A 20450-nucleotide genomic window follows, 5' to 3' on the forward strand; every position below is an offset into this window, starting at 1 on the left:
AACAGTGAACTACAACACAGTTGTTAAAAATAGTAGCTAGAACATGTGGAATTGCATGGATAAATAATAAGTGGAGTGATACCTAATAAAATATACTAACCATTAAATGGTAATTCTTGGGGTGGGAGCGAATTGGAAACTAGTATATATAGACCTGTTGTAGGGACCTATTGTATTAATTCTATTCTTTATTTAACCAACCTTGCCACTCCCTAGTGAGCAAGTGTTGGTTTTATTTTTTATTTTTTTTTGAAAATTTTTTTTGGGCGAAAAAATAAATTTCAAACTTGTAAAAAAAATTAAGCGGTGCCGGTTCAATTAAAATATTAATTTGTTAAACGCAAATTAAATAAATATTGAATCGAATGCCTCAATGTTTTTTAAAATTTCACAATTTATTTTTGAGCCCAGAATTGCTGGAATTAATAAAACGAATAGTAGTATTATTAATAATATAAAAATCAAAATATATGTTCTTTATGCTAGAAGCAACAGAACATATTAGGAAAGGATTATTATGCAAATAGAATTTAAAAAAGAACAAATTGTTAAAGATAAACCACAATCTATTCTTATTGATTATGTTGAATATAAATTATCACTTCCAAAATGAATGATTAAAAATAATTCTTTTATTGTTGATAATAATTACACATATTGAGTTTTTAATTCTGAAAATATTAAAAGAGAATTAAATGGTGATTAATTAACAAAATTATTAGAACCATATATTTCTGAACAGAAAATAACTGTTAATAAACCAACTGCTCCAAAAGAATATTATCTTAATGATATAAAACTTGAACCACTAACATTTTATGACCAGCATAATAGTTGATTTATGGGTGAAATAACTGATAACAAAACTAAAATTACTAATCCTTGTTTTAAATACAACATTACGTGAGAAGAAAACAGAAAAGGTTTTAAAATAAATAATCAATATAAACATGATGATTTACCAATTAATTATATAGTTACTTCTTATAAGGAAATTTCAACTCATAATGAAAAAGTATTTTTGTTGAACATGTAAACAAAATAAATTAGATTATTTATTCTTTAATACTAATGATATAAAAACAAGAAAATATTTTTTAAGAGATAAAAATAGTAAAGCGATTTGTTATGACTGTATTTTAAATATTAGGTTAAGTAGGAGGTATAAATATGGATAAAGAATATTTAACTAAAAGAGGAACTATTTGCATACCAGACAGTGATGATATTGAATTTAAAATAGGACTAATTAAACTGATTGATGATTTAAAAAAAGATAATTTAGTTTGTGGTCATAAAGAATTTATTGAAGAATGTAAATATTGTTGATGTAATTGTAATTTATAAATTATTAAAACAGTTATTAGAGGTTAACTTAATTAATGCAATATGACTTAATTATTGGTATTGACCCCGCTGGTATTGGTAATAATGGAATTGTTATATATTAAAATGAAACTAATAATATTATTTTTAATGAAACATTTAAAACTAAAACAGTTTTAGAAAGTAAAAATTTGTATAAAAAATACTTTTTATTAATTAAAAAACATTCTGATAATAAAAAAATATTAGTTATTGTCGAAAATTTCTTTTTAAATTCAAAACAATTATTAACTAATCCATTAGCAACTCCTAAAACTATTGGTACATTAATGGTATTAGTAGAAGATGTTATGAATTGAGATTATTTAGGAAGTGAACCAAAAAATAAAACTAAAATAGAAAATTATAAAGGAAATATAAAATTAACAAAACATGAACAAGATGCATATAAACACATTCAATATTATTTAAGGAATTATAAAAATGAAAGATAAAGCCAATTATGTCAAATTAACAGTAAAACTGAGTAACAGTATTGAAGCAAAATATTACGAAAAAGGTAATAAAGGATTATATTATAGTGTTCGTGGACAATGAAATGGATTAAACTATGTTACTTTAATTTTTAACAATCCAAAGCTTTATAACCGATGTATTTTATTAAACAAAAACGATGAAATTATAGTAACTGGTCAAATCTTTAATACTTTAAATATTCCTAAAAATCGTGCATTTTGTTCAATAAATGTTAAATGATTTAAAAAATGAAAAGAGTAAAAAATGATATTATGAAGAATTTTATTAATAGTACCAATATTAATAACAAGTATAACACTAATAATATTTTTAATATTTATTATTAAAGAATTAAAAAATGAATATAAAGTATTGAAAATATTAAGTGAAATTGCTAATCAAATTAAAAATAAGGAGAATAATTAATGATTATATTACCTACTTTGTTTGAAAATAAAGATGAAATTGAAATATTATCACCATTTCCAAAAGCAATTCATACAAGTAATGATATTAGAGCAATTATTTTAAGACAATACCCAAATGTTAAATCAAAACACATAATTGTTTCTGACCCCGAAAGTAATGTTGCATTAATAGTTGGTGATAATTACGTTTATCAAGGTTGAATTAAAGTAACAATTAAAAAATTAGAAAATTAAAGGAAAATAAAATGATTAATGATTATGAATGACTATGATATTGTGATAGTTATGGTTGTAAAAATAATAATAGTAATCAAGAAATATATGTTTGCTCAATTAAAAAAGATACAAAATTAGGATTATGTAAAACTCATTTTAATAATTACAAAAATATAACAATTGATTATGTTATTGAAATTAAAGGAGAATAAAAAAATGAAAAAGGAAAAAATTAAAATTAGAAATTATGAATTTGAATTAAATTCTTATGTAGTAGATTCTTTATTAGATGTTATAAGAGAACTGATAAAAACAAATAAAGGAGAATAAACATGACTAAACGCGAATTTTTAATTAAATGAAATGTAGATGAAAAATTATGATTTATTAATAATGTTGAATTTTTAAATTCAGATACACATATAATTTTTAATTGAAATGATAATTATTTAAGCATTGATTATTATTCAAAAGAGATGAAAAAATTTATAGAACTATTAAATGATTTAAAACAAATAAAGGAGAATAAAAATGGAAACAAATAATTATACTTTAATCAAATTAATTAGAACTGGTATAAGTCCTATTTGTGCAATGATTGGTACAAGTGCTTATTATGGTCAAGTAATAAGTAATCCATTATTAGGTTCAATTAATAGTTTATTATTTGGTAAAAAATTAGGTTTAGATATATGAAATTTAAATCAAAGACCAAATACTAAAACTAAATTAATTAATAGTAGTAAAAAAATATTATTAGGTTTAGGAACAATTGGTTTAGCAAATTATAGTAAATGAACAGAAAATAATATTACTCCTATTATTCCAACAACACCAACTCCAATAACTACTACAACTACAACAGAAGGTCCTCCATGATTACTATTAAATAAACAAGAAAATCAGTCATTAATGGATTGAGATACTTATATTAGTTTAAATGCTTATGGTATATCAAATCTTATCAGTGGATTAACTGAATTAATTCCTAATAGATTTGAAACAATAAGAAAGATTTGTAATATGGCTACTGGTGGTTGTTTAATTTCTAGTGGTATAGCAATGGGTATTAATAATGATTTTAATAATGCTTATGCAGTACCTACCATAATTGCTGGTGCAAGTGAAATAATCCATAATTTACTACCAATGGAAACAACTAATCATATTCAAGAAATGCAAGAAACTTCATTTAATAATGAAACTGCAACATTAATTAATGATAATAGATTCACAATTAATAGTGAAACAACTAGTCAATATGGTAGTGATAATATGAGCGAAGTACCATTAAATAATGATAATACTTCATTAAATTGAGATTATAATCACATGAGTTTATAAAGGAGGTGAAAAATAATGAATAAAGAAAAAATACTTGAATATTACAATGATAAATTAAAACAACATGAAAAAGATTTAGAAGATATACGACTGAATGAACGTTTAATTGCAAATCTTTTAATGGATGCAAAATGTATGATTGAAAGAATTAATAAAGGTGAATTTGATGAATAATCAAAAATAAATAATAAATAATTGAAAGGAAAATATTGAAATGAAAGAATTTTTACATGAATTAATAATTATTGGAACAAGTGTTGGAACATTAATTTGCAGAGAAATTATTGTTTTATTAAAAAAATTTATTACAACTCCAAAACATGTTAGAGCAAATAACAAAATTATAAAACATCAAAAAAAATTAGCAAAATTAAATGAAAAGATTAATAAAGGAGAAAAATAATATGATAAAAATTGAATTTAATGAAAAATATAGAAAACAAGATATTAGTATTGATAGAGATTTTGATTTACATATTGATAATTGTTTTAAATTTTCTGATATTGATACATTAGAAAATGCAGTTAATGATTATAAAAAATTAATAAGTGAAATGCCACAATTAGTTAAAGATTGATTATTGGAATAAGATTAGGATAATATTAAATGTTAGAAAATGAAAATAATGTTCAACAAACAACTGAACTTTTAACTGAAAATAATGCTTCTTCACAAGAAATAGAAAATAAAGTTAATGAAGCAGAAAATAAGTTAAATAAACTTAATCAAGAAATTAAAGAAAAAGAAATGATTAATATATTTAAAAAATATCAAGTTAAAACTGAATTTTATGATTATTTAAAATTTAAAACTAATAATTTAGAAAATTCAAAAATTGAAGAAACTATTAAAAAAATGATTAAAGAACAACCAGTATTTAAAGAAACAATTAATACAGGTGGGAAACCACAAACAATAATAACAAATCAACCAAATTCAATAAAAAATGCTTTATTGGATTATAAAAATAAAAATAAATTATAAGGAAGGAAAATAAAAAATGGCAGTACCATTCAAACAAAATTTAGATAATACCGAAAAATTAGTAGAAGCACCAGAATTTATAGAATTTTTTAAACAATCAAATAGTCCATGGGCAAGTTTTTTTCCTATCGAAATGGTTAATTCAACAAGAATTGAATTTATAGTTAAAAAACCAAAAGACCCAAAAGTTAAAGTTATTCAATGAAATGATAAGAGTAAAAGAATAGATGTCGGATATGCTGATACAGATAAAATTATTAAAGAAATTATAGAAGAAGCTGTTGCTGGCGAAACAATTGCAGCAAAAGATTTATTAGCAGAAAATGGACAAAATTTATTACAAAGTATGCAATATGAAGTTGCTAATGATTTAGCAGATTATTTAGCTAATAACAATACTAATGTAATTGCAAAATATGCAATTAAATTTATGATTGAAAAATCAACAGAACCAAAATCACAAGCAATTAAATATGTAGAAGCAATGTTGGGGGCATGAAATACATTATTTCAATATAGAAATATTGCAAATTGTAGATTCTTTATTACTAATGCTCTTTATGATAGTATAGTTTACTTGGCAGATAATAAAGGTTTAATTACTGATAATGAAATTGCACAACAATTAAGATTAAATGGTAATGATTTATATATTAAAGGTGTATTATGTCAAATTGTAATGGATGACTATATGACTTTTAAAAATGATAAAAATGATGATGAAATTATGTCATTTGTTTTAGCAACGCCAAGAGCAATGAAAAGATATATGTTACAAGATACAATTATTTATGTTCAAGAAGTGGCAGATGGTAAAGTTGGAAGAATGTATTTAGTTGGTGGAGAAGTTACATGTCAAGCAATACCTTATATTTCTAATAATGAAACAACATCACGTTGAATGGCATGTGGAATTATTAATACTGATAAAACTGATTTAAAAACTAAAATTACAAGTTTAACAACTGATATTACTGCAAATGTTAATAACAATAACAATGAATTAAATACAGAAATAAAAAGTACTAATGAACTTAAATCATTAAATCCAAATTTAACAAATCCAACTATTAAATATTTTAGTGATTCACAAGGTAAAACTAATGTAAGTAATCAAAAACAAAAAGCAGGTGACTTATATATAACTATTACTGCAAATGTTAATGACTTAAATTATAAAGGAACAACAAATCCAATTAAAATAACTCTTAAATAAAGGACATTAATATCATGCCAATTGGTACAACTAGTACAGCAATACTTTTAAACATAAATAAACCAAAACATACTAGAATAAGTAAACAACAAGAAAATAAAAGTTTTTGATGAGAAATTTTAGAAATGATTGGTGTACAAGTTATAGCAGTAGCACTTGCTCCTTTTACTGGTGGATTAAGTGAAAGTGTAGCCCTTGGATTAGGTGCAAGTGATTTTATTGCAAGTACTATTAATTTTGGTATTTATGCTACAACTGATTTTACTATTAATCAAGTTTATGATTATTTAAAAGGAAATGTAACAAAATTAAATACTTTCTTAAATTTATTACCTGCATTTGCTGGACTTAATAAAATTAGTCGTGGTTATCGTATAACTAAATTTATTAAATTAGCACAAAAAACTAAAAAATTAGAACAAATTGGTGTTAAAGAAGCAAAAAACTTACAAGAAATTATTAGTCAAGTAAGTGGAAAAGAAATTTTAACAGATAAAATTATTGGTAATAAACGTTATTTAATGAATTATAGTTTTACTCCTAATCGTGAAACAGTATTACGAGATTTAGGTTATGTTGCTGAAAGAGAATATAAAAATAATTTTCAAAAATTAGAAATACAAAAGTTAAAAGAACACTTATTATTACAAAATACATTAATAAAATTAAGTCCACAATTAACTCCTAAATTTAAAATTAAAGATATTGAAAAAGAAAATAACTTTTTTAAAAAATTTAATACTGATTTAAAAAAAGTACTATCTATGAACCAACATGATTGATTAAATTTAGTTCATACAATACATTCAGAAAATAGATATGGAAAAACTTTAATTTTAGATTTACAAAAAATTCGTGCTAATTATATTAAATTTAATTTTAAAAATAATGTTATTCATCAACTTGTTTTAAAAGCAAATCAAAGTTTTAAATATTTTGATATTAGATTTTATTTAAAAAAAGTTTTAAATAAATTTTGAAAAGATACACCATATTTTTAAAAAATAAGAGAAAGTATATATAAATTACAAGAAAAATTTGAAAATTTAGAAAAACAATCATTTGAAAAAATTAATAAATTAAAAGAAAAAGCAACTGATTTATTTACTAGTGCAGAAAAAAGAGCAATTAAACATGCACAATTAATTCCATTAAATTCACCAGTATTTATGGGTTGTAAAATTCAACCTTTGTCATTAGATAAATGTGCAATTACTATTTATCATTGCAATCCTAAATATAAACCAATTACAGTTGTTGATAGTATTCTTAAAGCAAAAACTTTTGTTACTCAAATACATCCATTCCATTGATATCGTTGATATAGTGGTTGATACATTGGTTATGGTGTTAATCGTAATAAATGATTAAAAGCAATAGCATTTGCTCCACCAGTGGTACAACAAGTAATTAGAGATAGTTTTAAATTATATAGAGAAATATTTAGAATAGTAAGAACTTATCATAAAGTAGTAAATGTTATTAATAATCCTATTGAAAATATTAACAAATCATTTAAAAATGTTGGTTTAAAGTTTTCAGTTAATACTTTATTTGGTACAGGATTATTACATCATTTAGAAAAGTTTGCATATAGTCAAGTTGTAACAAAAAGTAAGAAAAAATTAAAAAAAGGTAAAAATAAAATACAAAAAGAAATTGAGCATATAACACATAAAAAAACAAAAAAACATACTCATCATTATAAACAAGCATTTTTTAAGGAATGATAAATTATGATTAATAAACTTTGAACTGATGTCAGTCTTGAAAATTATAATAACTGATATCCATTAACTGGAAAAATTACAGAAACGCCACAGCAATATATACAAACATGACCAATTGTTAATGATTGATTTAAAACTTTTGCTATTCGTGCTCAAAATGATATTAATGCTTATCTTGATTTTATTTTATCTAAATTTCCTTTTGATAGTTTTAAAGATGAATTAATTAAAGAAACATTAAGAGATATGGTTTATGTTATGGTTGAACATTGAGTATTTAATCGTACACCAATTGAATTTAATGTTGATGCTACTATTCAATTTAATAATGGTAATCAATTTAGTGCAAATAGTACTCCTACGATTAATGTTTGAGATTTAGCACCAAGTAGAATGAAAATATGAGCAAGATTAACAGAATTAAAACAAATATTTTCAAGTTATAATGATGATGAAATAGATGTTGAAAAAATTGATTTAAAAGCATTTTATACTAGAAATCAAGTTGATGAATTAATTAAAGAACAAAAAGAATTTACATTATTAAAACAAATTAAATTATATGATGATTTAGTTGATGATAATGAAAATGAAATATATAGAGGTCCTGTTAGTAAATTTATTAATAAAGGTTATGTTGCAACTGATTATGATAAAGAAACTGAAACAATGATTTTAGATTGACCTGATGAAATTGGTACATTACCCCCCGAAGCATTACAAAATAATCCACAAATTGGTGATTATACGCATGCACCAACTTGTGATTTTTCTGCTAAACAACAAAAACGAATTACTACAAATGAAAATGAAATTACCAAATTAAATAGTGAATTAACTAAAACAAATGAAAACATTGATGATATCAAAAATAATTGATTTAATATTGAAACTAGTCCTTTATGAAAAAAAGTTGAAAATAATAATATAGAAATGTTGAAATGATATTTTATTAAAATCAGTTATCACTATTCAACAGAAAATAAATTTATGAAATTTTATAAAATAATTAAAATTTATTTAAATAATATTTTTCATGAATTTGAATTGTTAAATGTTGATTCCATGACTTATAAAGAACAAATACAAAATAAAAATATTTTAAATATTGGAAATATTTACTATGACAATAGAAATAAAAAATTTAGTGGTGGAGGTAATTCCTATCCTGAACGTGGAAAAATTAATTTAATTGGTGATATACAAGAAATATATCAATATCAAGGAATAGATACACCAACTGAATTTATATCGGAAGAAGGTACTGAACGTGATTATTATACAAAACAAGAAACTAATAATTTATTAGATAAAAAACAAGATAAATTAATTGCTGGTGAAAATATTAAGATTGATGAAAATAATAAAATTAGTGCTACTGGTGGAAGTACAGATTTATCAGATTATTATAAAAAAGAAGAAGTAAATAAAAAATTAGAAGATACAAAAGCAATGTTTCCAATAGCATTTCAAATAAATGCTATAAATCAAGAAATTCCTAATTTAGAAAATACTAATAAAACAGTTGCTGGTGCTATTAATGAAAATAAAACTAATATTGATAAAAAACAAGATAAAGAAAATTGAAAAATAATAGATAAAAGTCTTGATAATCGTACATGAGAAGATTTTGCTCTTAGTTTTAATAAATATTATAGAGTATTTATAACATGAGATAAACCACCTTTTAATCAAACAAGTATAAAACTAAAAATAGAGTTTAAGAGTTCTGCATATATAGGTGGAGATTATATGCTTGTTAAAGGTAAAATTGATAATGAAGATGCTTCATTAATTATTAAAGGCTTTTCTCCCTTTATGTACTATTTTAATTTTATCACATAAATGCTGAGAAAAGCCTATCTACGGACTTCTCCCCACATTTTTAAATCAAACATAGAATTACAGTTTCAAAACTAGGTATCTTGTTGAATTTATATGCAGCTTCTTTAGCATATAAATGAACATGATGTTTTGCAACTTTGATATGTGTTTTAAATGTTCTTCTTATATGTTTTCAAACTGATTCAATTTGGTTGGTATTTACACCAATTTTTGAAACATAGCCATCTTGATGGTTAACTGTTTCATGCTTAGTGAAAACTGATTTAAAATCGCAATATCCTTTTCAAGAATCAGTATATACAAGACATTTTGAAGAAATGTGGTTTTTTGCAAACTGCAAAAGATTTTTACTCTTTGCGTTTTTCAATACTTTCACAATTAAATTACGGACTTCTCCCCACATGTACTTGTGGAGGGAATAATGAAACTGAATGAATTCAACAATGCTTTTCAAAATGAACAGCAATGTCTTGCATATATAGCAAATTTGAAAGAAAACAAATGTATTAGGTGTTTTAGTTTTAATTTGAATACTTCTGATTTAAAAAGAATGAGATGTTTAAAATGTAATCAAACATTTAGCATTCTCACAGGCACCATATTTTCAAGGTCACAAACATCTTTAACATCTTGGTTAGTATGTTCCCCCACGGGTCTATATATACTAGTTTCCAATTCGCTCCCACCCCAAGAATTACCATTACTGGTTAGTATATTTTATTAGGCATCATCCACTTTTTATTTATTCATGCAAGTCCACATGCTAGCTACTATTTTTAACAACTATGTTGCAGTTCACTGTTTTAGTTCTCAAATACGTGTTGATAATAGTATTAAAGAAGGTTATAAAAATTTTATAAAATTTTACAATTACAAAAAAAGACGACATTTTTATTCTCGTCTTTGTTAATTTTTATAAATAAGGAAAGGAGTATTTCTATAATATATTATATTGAAAATTATTCTGTAAAAAATTTGTTAAATTTGTTACCCGTCCCTAAATCTTTTACTTCTTCTTTTTTATCATCTATAAGTAAATGTAAACAAGCGATTTTTTTATTAAGTCTTGTTTTTTCATTTTTTAAATCTTCAATTTCTTTTTCATTCTTATTTTTCTTTATTTTTTCTTTATTTTTTGCTTCAATTTTTTCTATTTTTGCTTCAATTTTTTCTATTTTTTTTAATTTTATTTTTATTTTTTTTCTGCTTTTTCAATTTCTTCAAGTTTTTCATCTTCATCAAAAAACATATATTTAAAAAATATATCTTTGCTGTGTAACTTCATATATTCTGAATTTCTTAATTTTTCTTTTTCAAGTTTTTGTTCAAAAAGAAAAACTCACTCTTCTACTATTTTCGAATTAACTAAATTTTCAATTGCTACTGCTATATTTCTACTCATTTTTCCTATTCCCTTTCAATATTTTATAAAAAACCCATTTACTTTAAAAATAAAGTAAATGTGTAAAAAACTAATCTTTTGATTTAAAATTAACACATTTTATTTTTTTTACAATAAAATTATTCTTAAAAACTGCATTAAATTTAATAAATAATTAAATTTATATAATCATTTTTTAAAATCAATTTTTATTTTTGTAATAAAACATTATTTACTGATTACTACTAATATGGTAATATGAAGGTAATAACTTACTATTAAGTTAAGTTATTAATTTTTAAAAGAGAATATAGTTTTCTTTTAAAAATTACCTTCATATTTAAATTTTTAATGAGAAAAGGAATTTATCAAATGAAAACATTTTTAATAAACATCACTCTGACAACAATAACTTTAACTGCTGGAAATGAAATGATAGCAAAACATTTTAATGAACAAATAAGTGTTAAATCACAATTATATGTCCTTGGCGACAGCTTATCAGATAATGGTAATTTATCTAATATTTTTACTTATGATACTTGAAATATAGATAAAGTTAAATTTCAAGAACCTTTTTATCATAATTCATTTACTAATGGCGATGTTGCTGCTAGTATTTTAGCGAAAAAACTAGGAACAGAACTATTACCAGCTTGATATCAAAAAGGTAATAACTATGCTGTAAGTGGAGCACAAGCCGGACAAAATCATAGTTGAGAATATCAATTATTCTTAAATCATTATTCTATTGACCACCAAGCTAATCAATTATTAAAAGATCATAAAATACAAAAAAATGATGATATTTTTATTGAAATAGGTGGTAATGATCTGCTTTCTGCTATGGATGAAAATTCAACAGCAAAACAAGAGTCAATTATTAATAATGAAATAACAACTGAGTTTGAAACTGTTGATACATTAATTAATGCTGGTGCTCAAAATTTAATAATTGCCAATGTGCCTAACATTAGTAATATTCCAAAATATGTTAATGAAAAAAAATCTGTTAAAGAAGTAGCAAACTACTTATCAAATGAATATAATAAGGCTTTTCTCCCTTTATGTACTATTTTAATTTTATCACATAAATGCTGAGAAAAGCCTATCTACGGACTTCTCCCCACATTTTTAAATCAAACATAGAATTACAGTTTCAAAACTAGGTATCTTGTTGAATTTATATGCAGCTTCTTTAGCATATAAATGAACATGATGTTTTGCAACTTTGATATGTGTTTTAAATGTTCTTCTTATATGTTTTCAAACTGATTCAATTTGGTTGGTATTTACACCAATTTTTGAAACATAGCCATCTTGATGGTTAACTGTTTCATGCTTAGTTAAAACTGATTTAAAATCGCAATATCCTTTTCAAGAATCAGTATATACAAGACATTTTGAAGAAATGTGGTTTTTTGCAAACTGCAAAAGATTTTTACTCTTTGCGTTTTTCAATACTTTCACAATTAAATTATTGGTTGTTTTTTGATAAATGCCAACAATCAAGGTTTTATTCACCAAGGATCTTCCTTGTTTTTTAAAACCCATATGTGAAAGATACATTTCATCAATTTGCACTGTACCTTCAACAATAAATTGAGGTTTTTGTTTTGCAATACGTGTTCTGATTTTATGAGTCATTCTTCAAGCAGTTTTCAAAGTCACTCCCAATTCTTTTGCAATATCTGTTGATGGAATTCCATGTTTGGTGTTTATTCATCTAAAGATAAGATAAAACCAAGATGTTAAAGATGTTTGTGACCTTGAAAATATGGTGCCTGTGAGAATGCTAAATGTTTGATTACATTTTAAACATCTCATTCTTTTTAAATCAGAAGTATTCAAATTAAAACTAAAACACCTAATACATTTGTTTTCTTTCAAATTTGCTATATATGCAAGACATTGCTGTTCAGTTTGAAAAGCATTGTTGAATTCATTCAGTTTCATTATTCCCTCCACAAGTACATGTGGGGAGAAGTCCGTATAATAATAAATGAAATAATAAAATTACTGAATTAATAAAAAATAATTCTGATATTAATATCAGACCGTTTGACTTAGAAACTAATTTTAGTGATTTATTATCTGAAGCACAAGAAATAGGAAAAAATATTACTAATTAATCAATAAAATGATCAATTCCCGGTTTAGCTTTAAATTTAAATCCAAAATATATTGATGGAACAACTCCAGAAACTATTAATAATAATTTTTTCTTTGATTATGTTCATCCAAATAAATGAGCACATGATCAAATTGGTCTTGAACTATTCACTGAACTTACTTCATAAAAAATGCAACAGAAACAATTAATTAACAATATTTTTATTCTTAATTTATTTTCGGACTTCTCCCCACATGTACTTGTGGAGGGAATAATGAAACTGAATGAATTAAAAAATGCTTTTCAAACTGAACAGCAATGTCTTGCATATATAGCAAATTTGAAAGAAAACAAATGTATTAGGTGTTTTAGTTTTAATTTGAATACTTCTGATTTAAAAAGAATGAGATGTTTAAAATGTAATCAAAAATTTAGCATTCTCACAGGCACCATATTTTCAAGGTCACAAACATCTTTAACATCTTGGTTTTTATCGGAAATGTTTAGTAATCTGTGTAACTTACAAAAATAACTATGTTTAATTAATTCTAGTAAATGCTAAATTGTAAAGGTAAGTGCAACTAAATTATTTTTCTATCCAAATATTCTATCGGTGAAAGATAATTTAGTATTTTTCTTGGTCTTTGGTTTAAAGACAATATAAATTTATGAACTTCATTTTTACAAGTTTTTGAAAAATTAAATTTTTTAGGAAATTTTTCTCTAATTAAACCATTAGTATTTTCATTAGTACCTCTTTGTCAAGGTGAATATGGATTTGCAAAATAAATTTTCACATCTAAATTTTTTTCAAGTTGTTGTCAATTTGAAAATTCTTTACCACGATCAAAAGTAATGGTTTTAACAATATTTTTAGGAAGAATTGATAAATAATGGCTAATATTTTTGTTAATAACTTTAGTAGTTCTGTTTTTAACTAATATTGCTAAAGTAAATCGTGATACTCTTTCAACTAAAGTTATTAAACATTTTTTACTTTTGCCTCGTGATGATACTATAGTATCTCCTTCTCAATGACCAAGTGTTATACGATCATTAATATTAAGATCTCTTTCTTTAATTGATTTGCTATTGAATTTGCCACGATTTTCTTGAGATTTGCGTTTTTTGCCTTTTCTTCTTAAATTTTTACTAGTAACTTGATCAAGCAATCCAGAATAAATTCAATTGTAAATTGTTTTAAAACTAATAACTCATTGTTTATGAAAATTTTTAATTCTGCCATAAATTTGTTCAGGTGATCAGCCTAATAATAGTTTTTGTTGCACATATTTTACTAAATCTTTATTTTTAAACTTATGAAAAAAAATATGTGATTGTTTTCTATTTTCAGCTTTATTTTGTGCAATCAATGAAAAATAATTACTATTATCTTGATTTCTATTAATTTCTCGAATAATAGTACTAATATTTCGATTAAGATTTTTAGCTATTTCACTAATTTTAACTTTAAATTTCAATTGATTCTCAATATAAATTCTTTCATCTACGCCAAGATGTTTATAACTCATATAAAAACTCCTTACTTTTTTTATAAAATAAATTTAGCATTATGAAATTTTTATATGAGAATTTTTTTGCAATTTTATTTACTTGCACTTACAAGTATAATTCAGCAAATATAATTAAATGACTAGAAAGAGTGAGTTACAGATGGCTAAAAAAGATAACTTTAATAATAATGATCCAATATCAAAAGCAGTAGATTTATTACTAGAAAATACTGAAGATTTAACAACAGTTTTTAAACCTGGCGGTTTATATAAAGAATTAACAAAAAGATTAGTTGAAAAAATGTTGAATTCTGAAATGCAAAATTATTTAGGATATGAAAAAAATCAACATAATACTACTGAAAATGCTCGTAATGGTACAATTTCAAAAAAATTAATAACTCAACAAGGTAAAATTGAAATTGATGTACCAAGAGATCGCAATAGTAATTTTACTCCTGTAATAGTTCCTAAAAGGCAAAGAAGATTTGATGGTTTTGATCAACAAGTTCTTTCCTTGTATGCAAAAGGAATGACATTATCTGACATTAGAATGCAGTTGCAAGAGTTATATCATGGTGCTGATATTAGTGAAAGTGTTATTAGTCAAATTACTGATGATGTTATTGATGATGTTAAAGCATGACAAAATCGACCATTAGAAAGTATTTATCCTATTGTTTATTTTGATTGTATAGTAGTTAAAGTACGACAAGATAAACGGATTATTAACAAATCAGTTTATATAGCATTAGGAGTTGATTTAGAAGGCAAAAAAGATGTTTTAGGATTATGAATTAGTGAAAATGAAGGTTCTAAGTTTTGATTATCTAATTTCACAGAAATGAAAAATCGTGGCTTAAATGATATTCTTATTGCTTGTAGTGATAATTTAACAGGCATGTCAGAAGCAATACAATCAGTTTATCCTAAAACAGAACATCAATTATGCATTGTTCATCAAATTAGAAATAGTTTAAAATATGTTTCATACAAACATCGAAAAGGTCTAGTTGCAGATTTAAAACCAATTTATAGTGCATGTAGTGAAGAACAAGCAATGCAAGCTTTAGAATCGTTTGAAAGTAAATGAAATAAACAATATCCTCAAATTACTAAATCTTGATATAAAAATTGAGATAATTTAATGGTTTTTATTAGTTATCCAGTAGAAATCAAAAGAGTGATTTATACTACAAATGCTATTGAATCTGTTAATAGTCAATTACGAAAAATCATCAGAAATAAAAAAGTTCTTCCTAATGATATGGCAGTTTTCAAAATATTTTACTTGGCAATTGAAAATATAACAAAAAAATGAACATTGCCTATTCAAAATTGAAATACAGCAATTGCTCATTTTATGATAAAATTTGAAGACAGAATTAATCTAAATTAGTAACTTTGTAAAACAAAGATACACAGATTATTAAAAAGCCTCAATTTATGGTTTTTATTAGTTATCCAGTAGAAATCAAAAGAGTGATTTATACTACAAATGCTATTGAATCTGTTAATAGTCAATTACGAAAAATCATCAGAAATAAAAAAGTTTTTCCTAATGATATGGCAGTTTTCAAAATATTTTACTTGGCAATTGAAAATATAAAAAAAAAATGAACATTGCCTATTCAAAATTGAAATACAGCAATTGCTCATTTTATGATAAAATTTGAAGACAGAATTAATCTAAATTAGTAACTTTGTAAAACAAAGATACACAGATTATTAAAAAGCCTCGTTTTATCTTATCTTTAGATGAATAAACACCAAACATGGAATTCCATCAACAGATATTGCAAAAGAATTGGGAGTGACTTTGAAAACTGCTTGAAGAATGACTCATAAAATCAGAACACGTATTGCAAAACAAAAACCTCAATTTATTGTTGAAGGTACAGTGCAAATTGATGAAATGTATCTTTCACATATGGGTTTTAAAAAACAAGGAAGATCCTTGGTGAATAAAACCTTGATTGTTGGCATTTATCAAAAAACAACCAATAATTTAATTGTGAAAGTATTGAAAAACGCAAAGAGTAAAAATCTTTTGCAGTTTGCAAAAAACCACATTTCTTCAAAATGTCTTGTATATACTGATTCTTGAAAAGGATATTGCGATTTTAAATCAGTTTTCACTAAGCATGAAACAGTTAACCATCAAGATGGCTATGTTTCAAAAATTGGTGTAAATACCAACCAAATTGAATCAGTTTGAAAACATATAAGAAGAACATTTAAAACACATATCAAAGTTGCAAAACATCATGTTCATTTATATGCTAAAGAAGCTGCATATAAATTCAACAAGATACCTAGTTTTGAAACTGTAATTCTATGTTTGATTTAAAAATGTGGGGAGAAGTCCGTAGATAGGCTTTTCTCAGCATTTATGTGATAAAATTAAAATAGTACATAAAGGGAGAAAAGCCTTTATTTTAATATATATAGTATTAAAGTAGTATAATACATATAAAGCCAAGAAAGAAGGTGTATTTAATGATTAAAAAAATTAACGATGATCTAAATGATTATATTAGTGAACATCTAAAATATCAAATGCTTAGTTTTAAATTAAGTAATGATGCAAATCAAAAAGGATATCCTGGGTTTGCACGCTTCTTCCAAGTAGAAGCAGCTGATGCTGTTGTTCATATTCGTAAAATTTGTAACTATTTAATGGATCAAGATGCTCAAGTTGAAATTAAAGACATTAAAGTTCCAACTTTTACTACAAAAAACATTGAAGAAGCATTAAAAAAATTAAAATCTACTAAAGAAGAATTACTTGATTTTACTAATAAACTTGTTAAAAGTGCTCGTGAAAATAATGATAATTTAACTGCGAAATTTTATGACTGATTCTTAATTGATTTCTATGAAGAAATTGCTTATGAAAAAGACTTATTGGATTGAATTGCAATGTCTAATAGTAACCTTTATAAAATTGACAAACGTTTACTAAAAACTGAAGAGCCAGATACTTTAAAAGTTATTGTTCCATTTTATGAACCCGAATAAATTTCACATTTAACTCTTAATTTTCACCAAAAATGTATAAAAAAATTATACATTTTTTATTTTTTTATAAAAATTTTGTTGTATTTTTTTGTTTTTCTTCTACTTGATAGTTTAAACTGTATTCTCTTTTTTTACCTTCAATATTTATTTCATCTTTACTTTTATTACTTCATTCAATAACTTTTAACTTATTTTCTCCTAAATCAGTTTTAATATTAATTATTATTCATTAAATCAGTTTTAATATTAATTATTATTCATATATACTCATTATAAATCTCTTTAATTTTTTGAAAATGCTTTTGAAATAAAAATTTATTTTTTTCACTATAATTAGCTTCAAATGTAATCATTATTGAAATGTTTTCTATTATTTTTATTTGTTTTGCATACTCTTCTGATATTTTTTGTAATCTTCTTTGTTTATTATATTCGGTTTCATTTATTTCATTTCAATTATTGGAACCGTGTTGATAACCAATATCGAAATAAGAAAATAATTCTGATGGAAATGCCATTTTTCTAAAAGTCTTTCGGACTTCTCCCCACATGTACTTGTGGAGGGAATAATGAAACTGAATGAATTCAACAATGCTTTTCAAACTGAACAGCAATGTCTTGCATATATAGCAAATTTGAAAGAAAACAAATGTATTAGGTGTTTTAGTTTTAATTTGAATACTTCTGATTTAAAAAGAATGAGATGTTTAAAATGTAATCAAACATTTAGCATTCTCACAGGCACCATATTTTCAAGGTCACAAACATCTTTAACATCTTGGTTTTATCTTATCTTTAGATGAATAAACACCAAACATGGAATTCCATCAACAGATATTGCAAAAGAATTGGGAGTGACTTTGAAAACTGCTTGAAGAATGACTCATAAAATCAGAACACGTATTGCAAAACAAAAACCTCAATTTATTGTTGAAGGTACAGTGCAAATTGATGAAATGTATCTTTCACATATGGGTTTTAAAAAACAAGGAAGATCCTTGGTGAATAAAACCTTGATTGTTGGCATTTATCAAAAAACAACCAATAATTTAATTGTGAAAGTATTGAAAAACGCAAAGAGTAAAAATCTTTTGCAGTTTGCAAAAAACCACATTTCTTCAAAATGTCTTGTATATACTGATTCTTGAAAAGGATATTGCGATTTTAAATCAGTTTTCACTAAGCATGAAACAGTTAACCATCAAGATGGCTATGTTTCAAAAATTGGTGTAAATACCAACCAAATTGAATCAGTTTGAAAACATATAAGAAGAACATTTAAAACACATATCAAAGTTGCAAAACATCATGTTCATTTATATGCTAAAGAAGCTGCATATAAATTCAACAAGATACCTAGTTTTGAAACTGTAATTCTATGTTTGATTTAAAAATGTGGGGAGAAGTCCGTAGATAGGCTTTTCTCAGCATTTATGTGATAAAATTAAAATAGTAAATAAAGGGAGAAAAGCCAAGTCTTTAATTAAAAATATAAATTATTTTTCATTGAATAAAAATCTACTCCTATATAGTGACTATTAGCATCATATAATATTTCTTTTTCTTCTTCTTTAAAATTATTTTCAATTATATAATTAACAATTTTTTGAATTTTTACCAATTCTCCTACATCATATGTTGGATTATTTTTTTGATCTAATTCTTCTCTTAATTCATTTATTACCTTACTAATAATTTTAGAATGTTTTGTGACAACAATTACATCATAAAAATCTGTATCAAAATATAATTTATAATTATCATTTTTTTTAATTTTAATATTTAATAAAATACCATAACAAGCATAAAGAAATCTAGGGAGTGAACGTTTTAATTCAACATCACCATCTAAATAAATGCCTCCATATTGGTTTAATATAACAATTCTTATAAAATCTGATGCTGATTTTAGTTTTTCTTTAATTGCTAATCTATTATCGGACTTCTCCCCACATGTACTTGTGGAGGGAATAATGAAACTGAATGAATTCAAAAATGCTTTTCAAACTGAACAGCAATGTCTTGCATATATAGCAAATTTGAAAGAAAACAAATGTATTAGGTGTTTTAGTTTTAATTTGAATACTTCTGATTTAAAAAGAATGAGATGTTTAAAATGTAATCAAACATTTAGCATTCTCACAGGCACCATATTTTCAAGGTCACAAACATCTTTAACATCTTGGTTTTATCTTATCTTTAGATGAATAAACACCAAACATGGAATTCCATCAACAGATATTGCAAAAGAATTGGGAGTGACTTTGAAAACTGCTTGAAGAATGACTCATAAAATCAGAACACGTATTGCAAAACAAAAACCTCAATTTATTGTTGAAGGTACAGTGCAAATTGATTAAATGTATCTTTCACATATGGGTTTTAAAAAACAAGGAAGATCATTGGTGAATAAAACCTTGATTGTTGGCATTTATCAAAAAACAACCAATAATTTAATTGTGAAAGTATTGAAAAACGCAAAGAGTAAAAATATTTTGCAGTTTGCAAAAAACCACATTTCTTCAAAATGTCTTGTATATACTGATTCTTGAAAAGGATATTGCGATTTTAAATCAGTTTTCACTAAGCATGAAACAGTTAACCATCAAGATGGCTATGTTTCAAAAATTGGTGTAAATACCAACCAAATTGAATCAGTTTGAAAACATATAAGAAGAACATTTAAAACACATATCAAAGTTGCAAAACATCATGTTCATTTATATGCTAAAGAAGCTGCATATAAATTCAACAAGATACCTAGTTTTGAAACTGTAATTCTATGTTTGATTTAAAAATGTGGGGAGAAGTCCGT

33 protein-coding genes and 1 pseudogene are annotated in these 20450 nt (G+C 24.2%); 27 read left to right on the forward strand and 7 right to left on the reverse strand.

Translation table 4 applies throughout. From position 1 onward, the window contains the following. Positions 1-517 precede the first annotated feature (517 nt). From AACL02_RS12025 to AACL02_RS12100, 16 genes are all read left to right on the forward strand, one after another. Positions 518-706: a hypothetical protein gene (locus tag AACL02_RS12025; RefSeq protein WP_339041827.1), complete on the forward strand. Its 189-nt coding sequence runs from the start codon at positions 518-520 to the stop codon at positions 704-706. Between the two features lie 464 nt (positions 707-1170). Next, a complete protein-coding gene (locus AACL02_RS12030) occupies positions 1171-1347 on the forward strand; it encodes a hypothetical protein (RefSeq protein ID WP_339041829.1) in 177 nt (58 codons plus the stop codon). Positions 1348-1517: 170 nt separating this feature from the next. Next, positions 1518-1820, forward strand: coding sequence for a hypothetical protein (locus AACL02_RS12035; RefSeq protein ID WP_339041831.1), 303 nt, complete (start codon positions 1518-1520; stop codon positions 1818-1820). Continuing rightward, positions 1810-2103 carry a hypothetical protein gene (locus AACL02_RS12040; RefSeq protein WP_281748421.1) on the forward strand — a complete coding sequence of 98 codons (294 nt, stop codon included), beginning with the start codon at positions 1810-1812 and terminating at the stop codon, positions 2101-2103. Before AACL02_RS12035 ends, AACL02_RS12040 begins: the two co-directional genes overlap by 11 nt. A gap of 3 nt (positions 2104-2106) precedes the next feature. Continuing rightward, positions 2107-2268, forward strand: coding sequence for a hypothetical protein (locus AACL02_RS12045; protein ID WP_339041833.1), 162 nt, complete (start codon positions 2107-2109; stop codon positions 2266-2268). Beyond that, on the forward strand, positions 2268-2504 hold the full coding sequence (locus tag AACL02_RS12050) for a hypothetical protein (protein WP_281748423.1): 237 nt from the start codon (positions 2268-2270) through the stop codon (positions 2502-2504). The genes AACL02_RS12045 and AACL02_RS12050 overlap by 1 nt, the downstream gene beginning before the upstream one ends. A gap of 314 nt (positions 2505-2818) precedes the next feature. After that, a complete protein-coding gene (locus tag AACL02_RS12055; RefSeq protein WP_339041835.1) occupies positions 2819-3031 on the forward strand; it encodes a hypothetical protein in 213 nt (70 codons plus the stop codon). Next, positions 3018-3830 (forward strand): hypothetical protein, encoded by an 813-nt coding sequence (locus AACL02_RS12060; RefSeq protein ID WP_339041837.1) that lies wholly within the window; start codon positions 3018-3020, stop codon positions 3828-3830. The genes AACL02_RS12055 and AACL02_RS12060 overlap by 14 nt, the downstream gene beginning before the upstream one ends. A gap of 15 nt (positions 3831-3845) precedes the next feature. Further along, positions 3846-4004 (forward strand): hypothetical protein, encoded by a 159-nt coding sequence (locus tag AACL02_RS12065; RefSeq protein ID WP_339041839.1) that lies wholly within the window; start codon positions 3846-3848, stop codon positions 4002-4004. A 40-nt stretch (positions 4005-4044) separates the two neighbouring features. After that, positions 4045-4233, forward strand: a complete 189-nt coding sequence (locus tag AACL02_RS12070) for a hypothetical protein (protein WP_281748785.1) — start codon at positions 4045-4047, stop codon at positions 4231-4233. A 1-nt stretch (position 4234) separates the two neighbouring features. Continuing rightward, complete coding sequence (locus AACL02_RS12075) at positions 4235-4420, forward strand: hypothetical protein (protein WP_339041841.1); 186 nt, start codon at positions 4235-4237, stop codon at positions 4418-4420. Positions 4421-4437: 17 nt separating this feature from the next. Further along, complete coding sequence (locus AACL02_RS12080; RefSeq protein ID WP_281748784.1) at positions 4438-4815, forward strand: hypothetical protein; 378 nt, start codon at positions 4438-4440, stop codon at positions 4813-4815. Positions 4816-4831: 16 nt separating this feature from the next. Further along, positions 4832-6031, forward strand: a complete 1200-nt coding sequence (locus tag AACL02_RS12085) for a hypothetical protein (protein WP_339041844.1) — start codon at positions 4832-4834, stop codon at positions 6029-6031. A 14-nt stretch (positions 6032-6045) separates the two neighbouring features. Next, positions 6046-7032, forward strand: a complete 987-nt coding sequence (locus AACL02_RS12090) for a hypothetical protein (protein WP_339041846.1) — start codon at positions 6046-6048, stop codon at positions 7030-7032. A gap of 168 nt (positions 7033-7200) precedes the next feature. Continuing rightward, positions 7201-7764 (forward strand): hypothetical protein, encoded by a 564-nt coding sequence (locus AACL02_RS12095; RefSeq protein WP_339041848.1) that lies wholly within the window; start codon positions 7201-7203, stop codon positions 7762-7764. 3 nt (positions 7765-7767) lie between these two features. Next, positions 7768-9606, forward strand: a complete 1839-nt coding sequence (locus tag AACL02_RS12100; RefSeq protein ID WP_339041850.1) for a hypothetical protein — start codon at positions 7768-7770, stop codon at positions 9604-9606. A 40-nt stretch (positions 9607-9646) separates the two neighbouring features. On the opposite strand, the gene AACL02_RS12105 is transcribed toward AACL02_RS12100, so the two are convergent. Further along, on the reverse strand, positions 9647-10009 hold the full coding sequence (locus AACL02_RS12105; RefSeq protein ID WP_339041852.1) for a transposase: 363 nt from the start codon (positions 10007-10009) through the stop codon (positions 9647-9649). A gap of 18 nt (positions 10010-10027) precedes the next feature. Between AACL02_RS12105 and AACL02_RS12110 the strand changes: the two genes are divergently transcribed. Next, positions 10028-10330, forward strand: coding sequence for a hypothetical protein (locus tag AACL02_RS12110; RefSeq protein ID WP_339041854.1), 303 nt, complete (start codon positions 10028-10030; stop codon positions 10328-10330). A gap of 468 nt (positions 10331-10798) precedes the next feature. Here AACL02_RS12110 and AACL02_RS12115 read toward each other — a convergent pair whose 3' ends face one another. Then, positions 10799-11008, reverse strand: coding sequence for a hypothetical protein (locus tag AACL02_RS12115; protein ID WP_339041856.1), 210 nt, complete (start codon positions 11006-11008; stop codon positions 10799-10801). Between the two features lie 351 nt (positions 11009-11359). Between AACL02_RS12115 and AACL02_RS12120 the strand changes: the two genes are divergently transcribed. Continuing rightward, positions 11360-12136, forward strand: coding sequence for an SGNH/GDSL hydrolase family protein (locus AACL02_RS12120; RefSeq protein WP_339041858.1), 777 nt, complete (start codon positions 11360-11362; stop codon positions 12134-12136). On the opposite strand, the gene AACL02_RS12125 is transcribed toward AACL02_RS12120, so the two are convergent. Continuing rightward, positions 12122-12943, reverse strand: coding sequence for an IS1595 family transposase (locus tag AACL02_RS12125; protein WP_339041860.1), 822 nt, complete (start codon positions 12941-12943; stop codon positions 12122-12124). The two genes, AACL02_RS12120 and AACL02_RS12125, sit on opposite strands and share 15 nt — an antisense overlap. Here AACL02_RS12125 and AACL02_RS12130 point away from each other — a divergent pair. Together AACL02_RS12130 and AACL02_RS12135 are read left to right on the forward strand one after the other, a co-directional pair. Then, positions 12889-13119, forward strand: coding sequence for a hypothetical protein (locus tag AACL02_RS12130; RefSeq protein WP_339041862.1), 231 nt, complete (start codon positions 12889-12891; stop codon positions 13117-13119). The two genes, AACL02_RS12125 and AACL02_RS12130, sit on opposite strands and share 55 nt — an antisense overlap. Before the next feature lie 255 nt (positions 13120-13374). Continuing rightward, positions 13375-13632: a hypothetical protein gene (locus AACL02_RS12135; RefSeq protein WP_339041864.1), complete on the forward strand. Its 258-nt coding sequence runs from the start codon at positions 13375-13377 to the stop codon at positions 13630-13632. 49 nt (positions 13633-13681) lie between these two features. On the opposite strand, the gene AACL02_RS12140 is transcribed toward AACL02_RS12135, so the two are convergent. Continuing rightward, the gene (locus AACL02_RS12140) at positions 13682-14632 is read right to left on the reverse strand and encodes an IS30 family transposase (RefSeq protein WP_339040235.1); all 951 of its coding nucleotides are present in this window, start codon (positions 14630-14632) and stop codon (positions 13682-13684) included. Positions 14633-14774: 142 nt separating this feature from the next. Between AACL02_RS12140 and AACL02_RS12145 the strand changes: the two genes are divergently transcribed. From AACL02_RS12145 to AACL02_RS12155, 3 genes and pseudogenes are all read left to right on the forward strand, one after another. Continuing rightward, positions 14775-16013, forward strand: coding sequence for an IS256 family transposase (locus tag AACL02_RS12145; RefSeq protein WP_339043745.1), 1239 nt, complete (start codon positions 14775-14777; stop codon positions 16011-16013). A gap of 47 nt (positions 16014-16060) precedes the next feature. Beyond that, positions 16061-16312 (forward strand): annotated as a pseudogene (locus tag AACL02_RS12150) (transposase); the annotation flags it as partial. Positions 16313-16427: 115 nt separating this feature from the next. Further along, entirely contained in the window at positions 16428-16964 is a 537-nt protein-coding gene (locus tag AACL02_RS12155) for an IS1595 family transposase (RefSeq protein ID WP_281748497.1), read from the forward strand. Here the strand turns inward: AACL02_RS12155 and AACL02_RS12160 are convergent. Then, a complete protein-coding gene (locus AACL02_RS12160) occupies positions 16950-17096 on the reverse strand; it encodes a hypothetical protein (protein ID WP_339041866.1) in 147 nt (48 codons plus the stop codon). The two genes, AACL02_RS12155 and AACL02_RS12160, sit on opposite strands and share 15 nt — an antisense overlap. Before the next feature lie 17 nt (positions 17097-17113). Here AACL02_RS12160 and AACL02_RS12165 point away from each other — a divergent pair, with 17 nt between their 5' ends. After that, positions 17114-17635 (forward strand): ferritin-like domain-containing protein, encoded by a 522-nt coding sequence (locus AACL02_RS12165; RefSeq protein WP_174481292.1) that lies wholly within the window; start codon positions 17114-17116, stop codon positions 17633-17635. 215 nt (positions 17636-17850) lie between these two features. Here AACL02_RS12165 and AACL02_RS12170 read toward each other — a convergent pair whose 3' ends face one another. After that, the gene (locus AACL02_RS12170) at positions 17851-18186 is read right to left on the reverse strand and encodes a hypothetical protein (RefSeq protein ID WP_339041868.1); all 336 of its coding nucleotides are present in this window, start codon (positions 18184-18186) and stop codon (positions 17851-17853) included. Positions 18187-18210: 24 nt separating this feature from the next. Here AACL02_RS12170 and AACL02_RS12175 point away from each other — a divergent pair, with 24 nt between their 5' ends. Next, positions 18211-19026, forward strand: a complete 816-nt coding sequence (locus AACL02_RS12175) for an IS1595 family transposase (RefSeq protein WP_339043523.1) — start codon at positions 18211-18213, stop codon at positions 19024-19026. Between the two features lie 92 nt (positions 19027-19118). Here the strand turns inward: AACL02_RS12175 and AACL02_RS12180 are convergent, their stop codons facing one another. Then, positions 19119-19565, reverse strand: coding sequence for a glycosyltransferase (locus tag AACL02_RS12180; RefSeq protein ID WP_339043747.1), 447 nt, complete (start codon positions 19563-19565; stop codon positions 19119-19121). Between the two features lie 43 nt (positions 19566-19608). Here AACL02_RS12180 and AACL02_RS12185 point away from each other — a divergent pair, with 43 nt between their 5' ends. Beyond that, entirely contained in the window at positions 19609-19995 is a 387-nt protein-coding gene (locus AACL02_RS12185; protein WP_339040657.1) for a hypothetical protein, read from the forward strand. Beyond that, the gene (locus AACL02_RS12190; protein ID WP_339041870.1) at positions 19996-20430 is read left to right on the forward strand and encodes an IS1595 family transposase; all 435 of its coding nucleotides are present in this window, start codon (positions 19996-19998) and stop codon (positions 20428-20430) included. It abuts the gene before it with no gap. The last annotated feature ends 20 nt before the right edge of the window (positions 20431-20450 follow it).

Source organism: Spiroplasma endosymbiont of Apeira syringaria, assembly GCF_964020205.1.
In the GTDB taxonomy this organism is placed as follows: Bacteria; Bacillota_I; Bacilli_A; order Mycoplasmatales; family VBWQ01; genus Spiroplasma_E; species Spiroplasma_E ixodetis_A.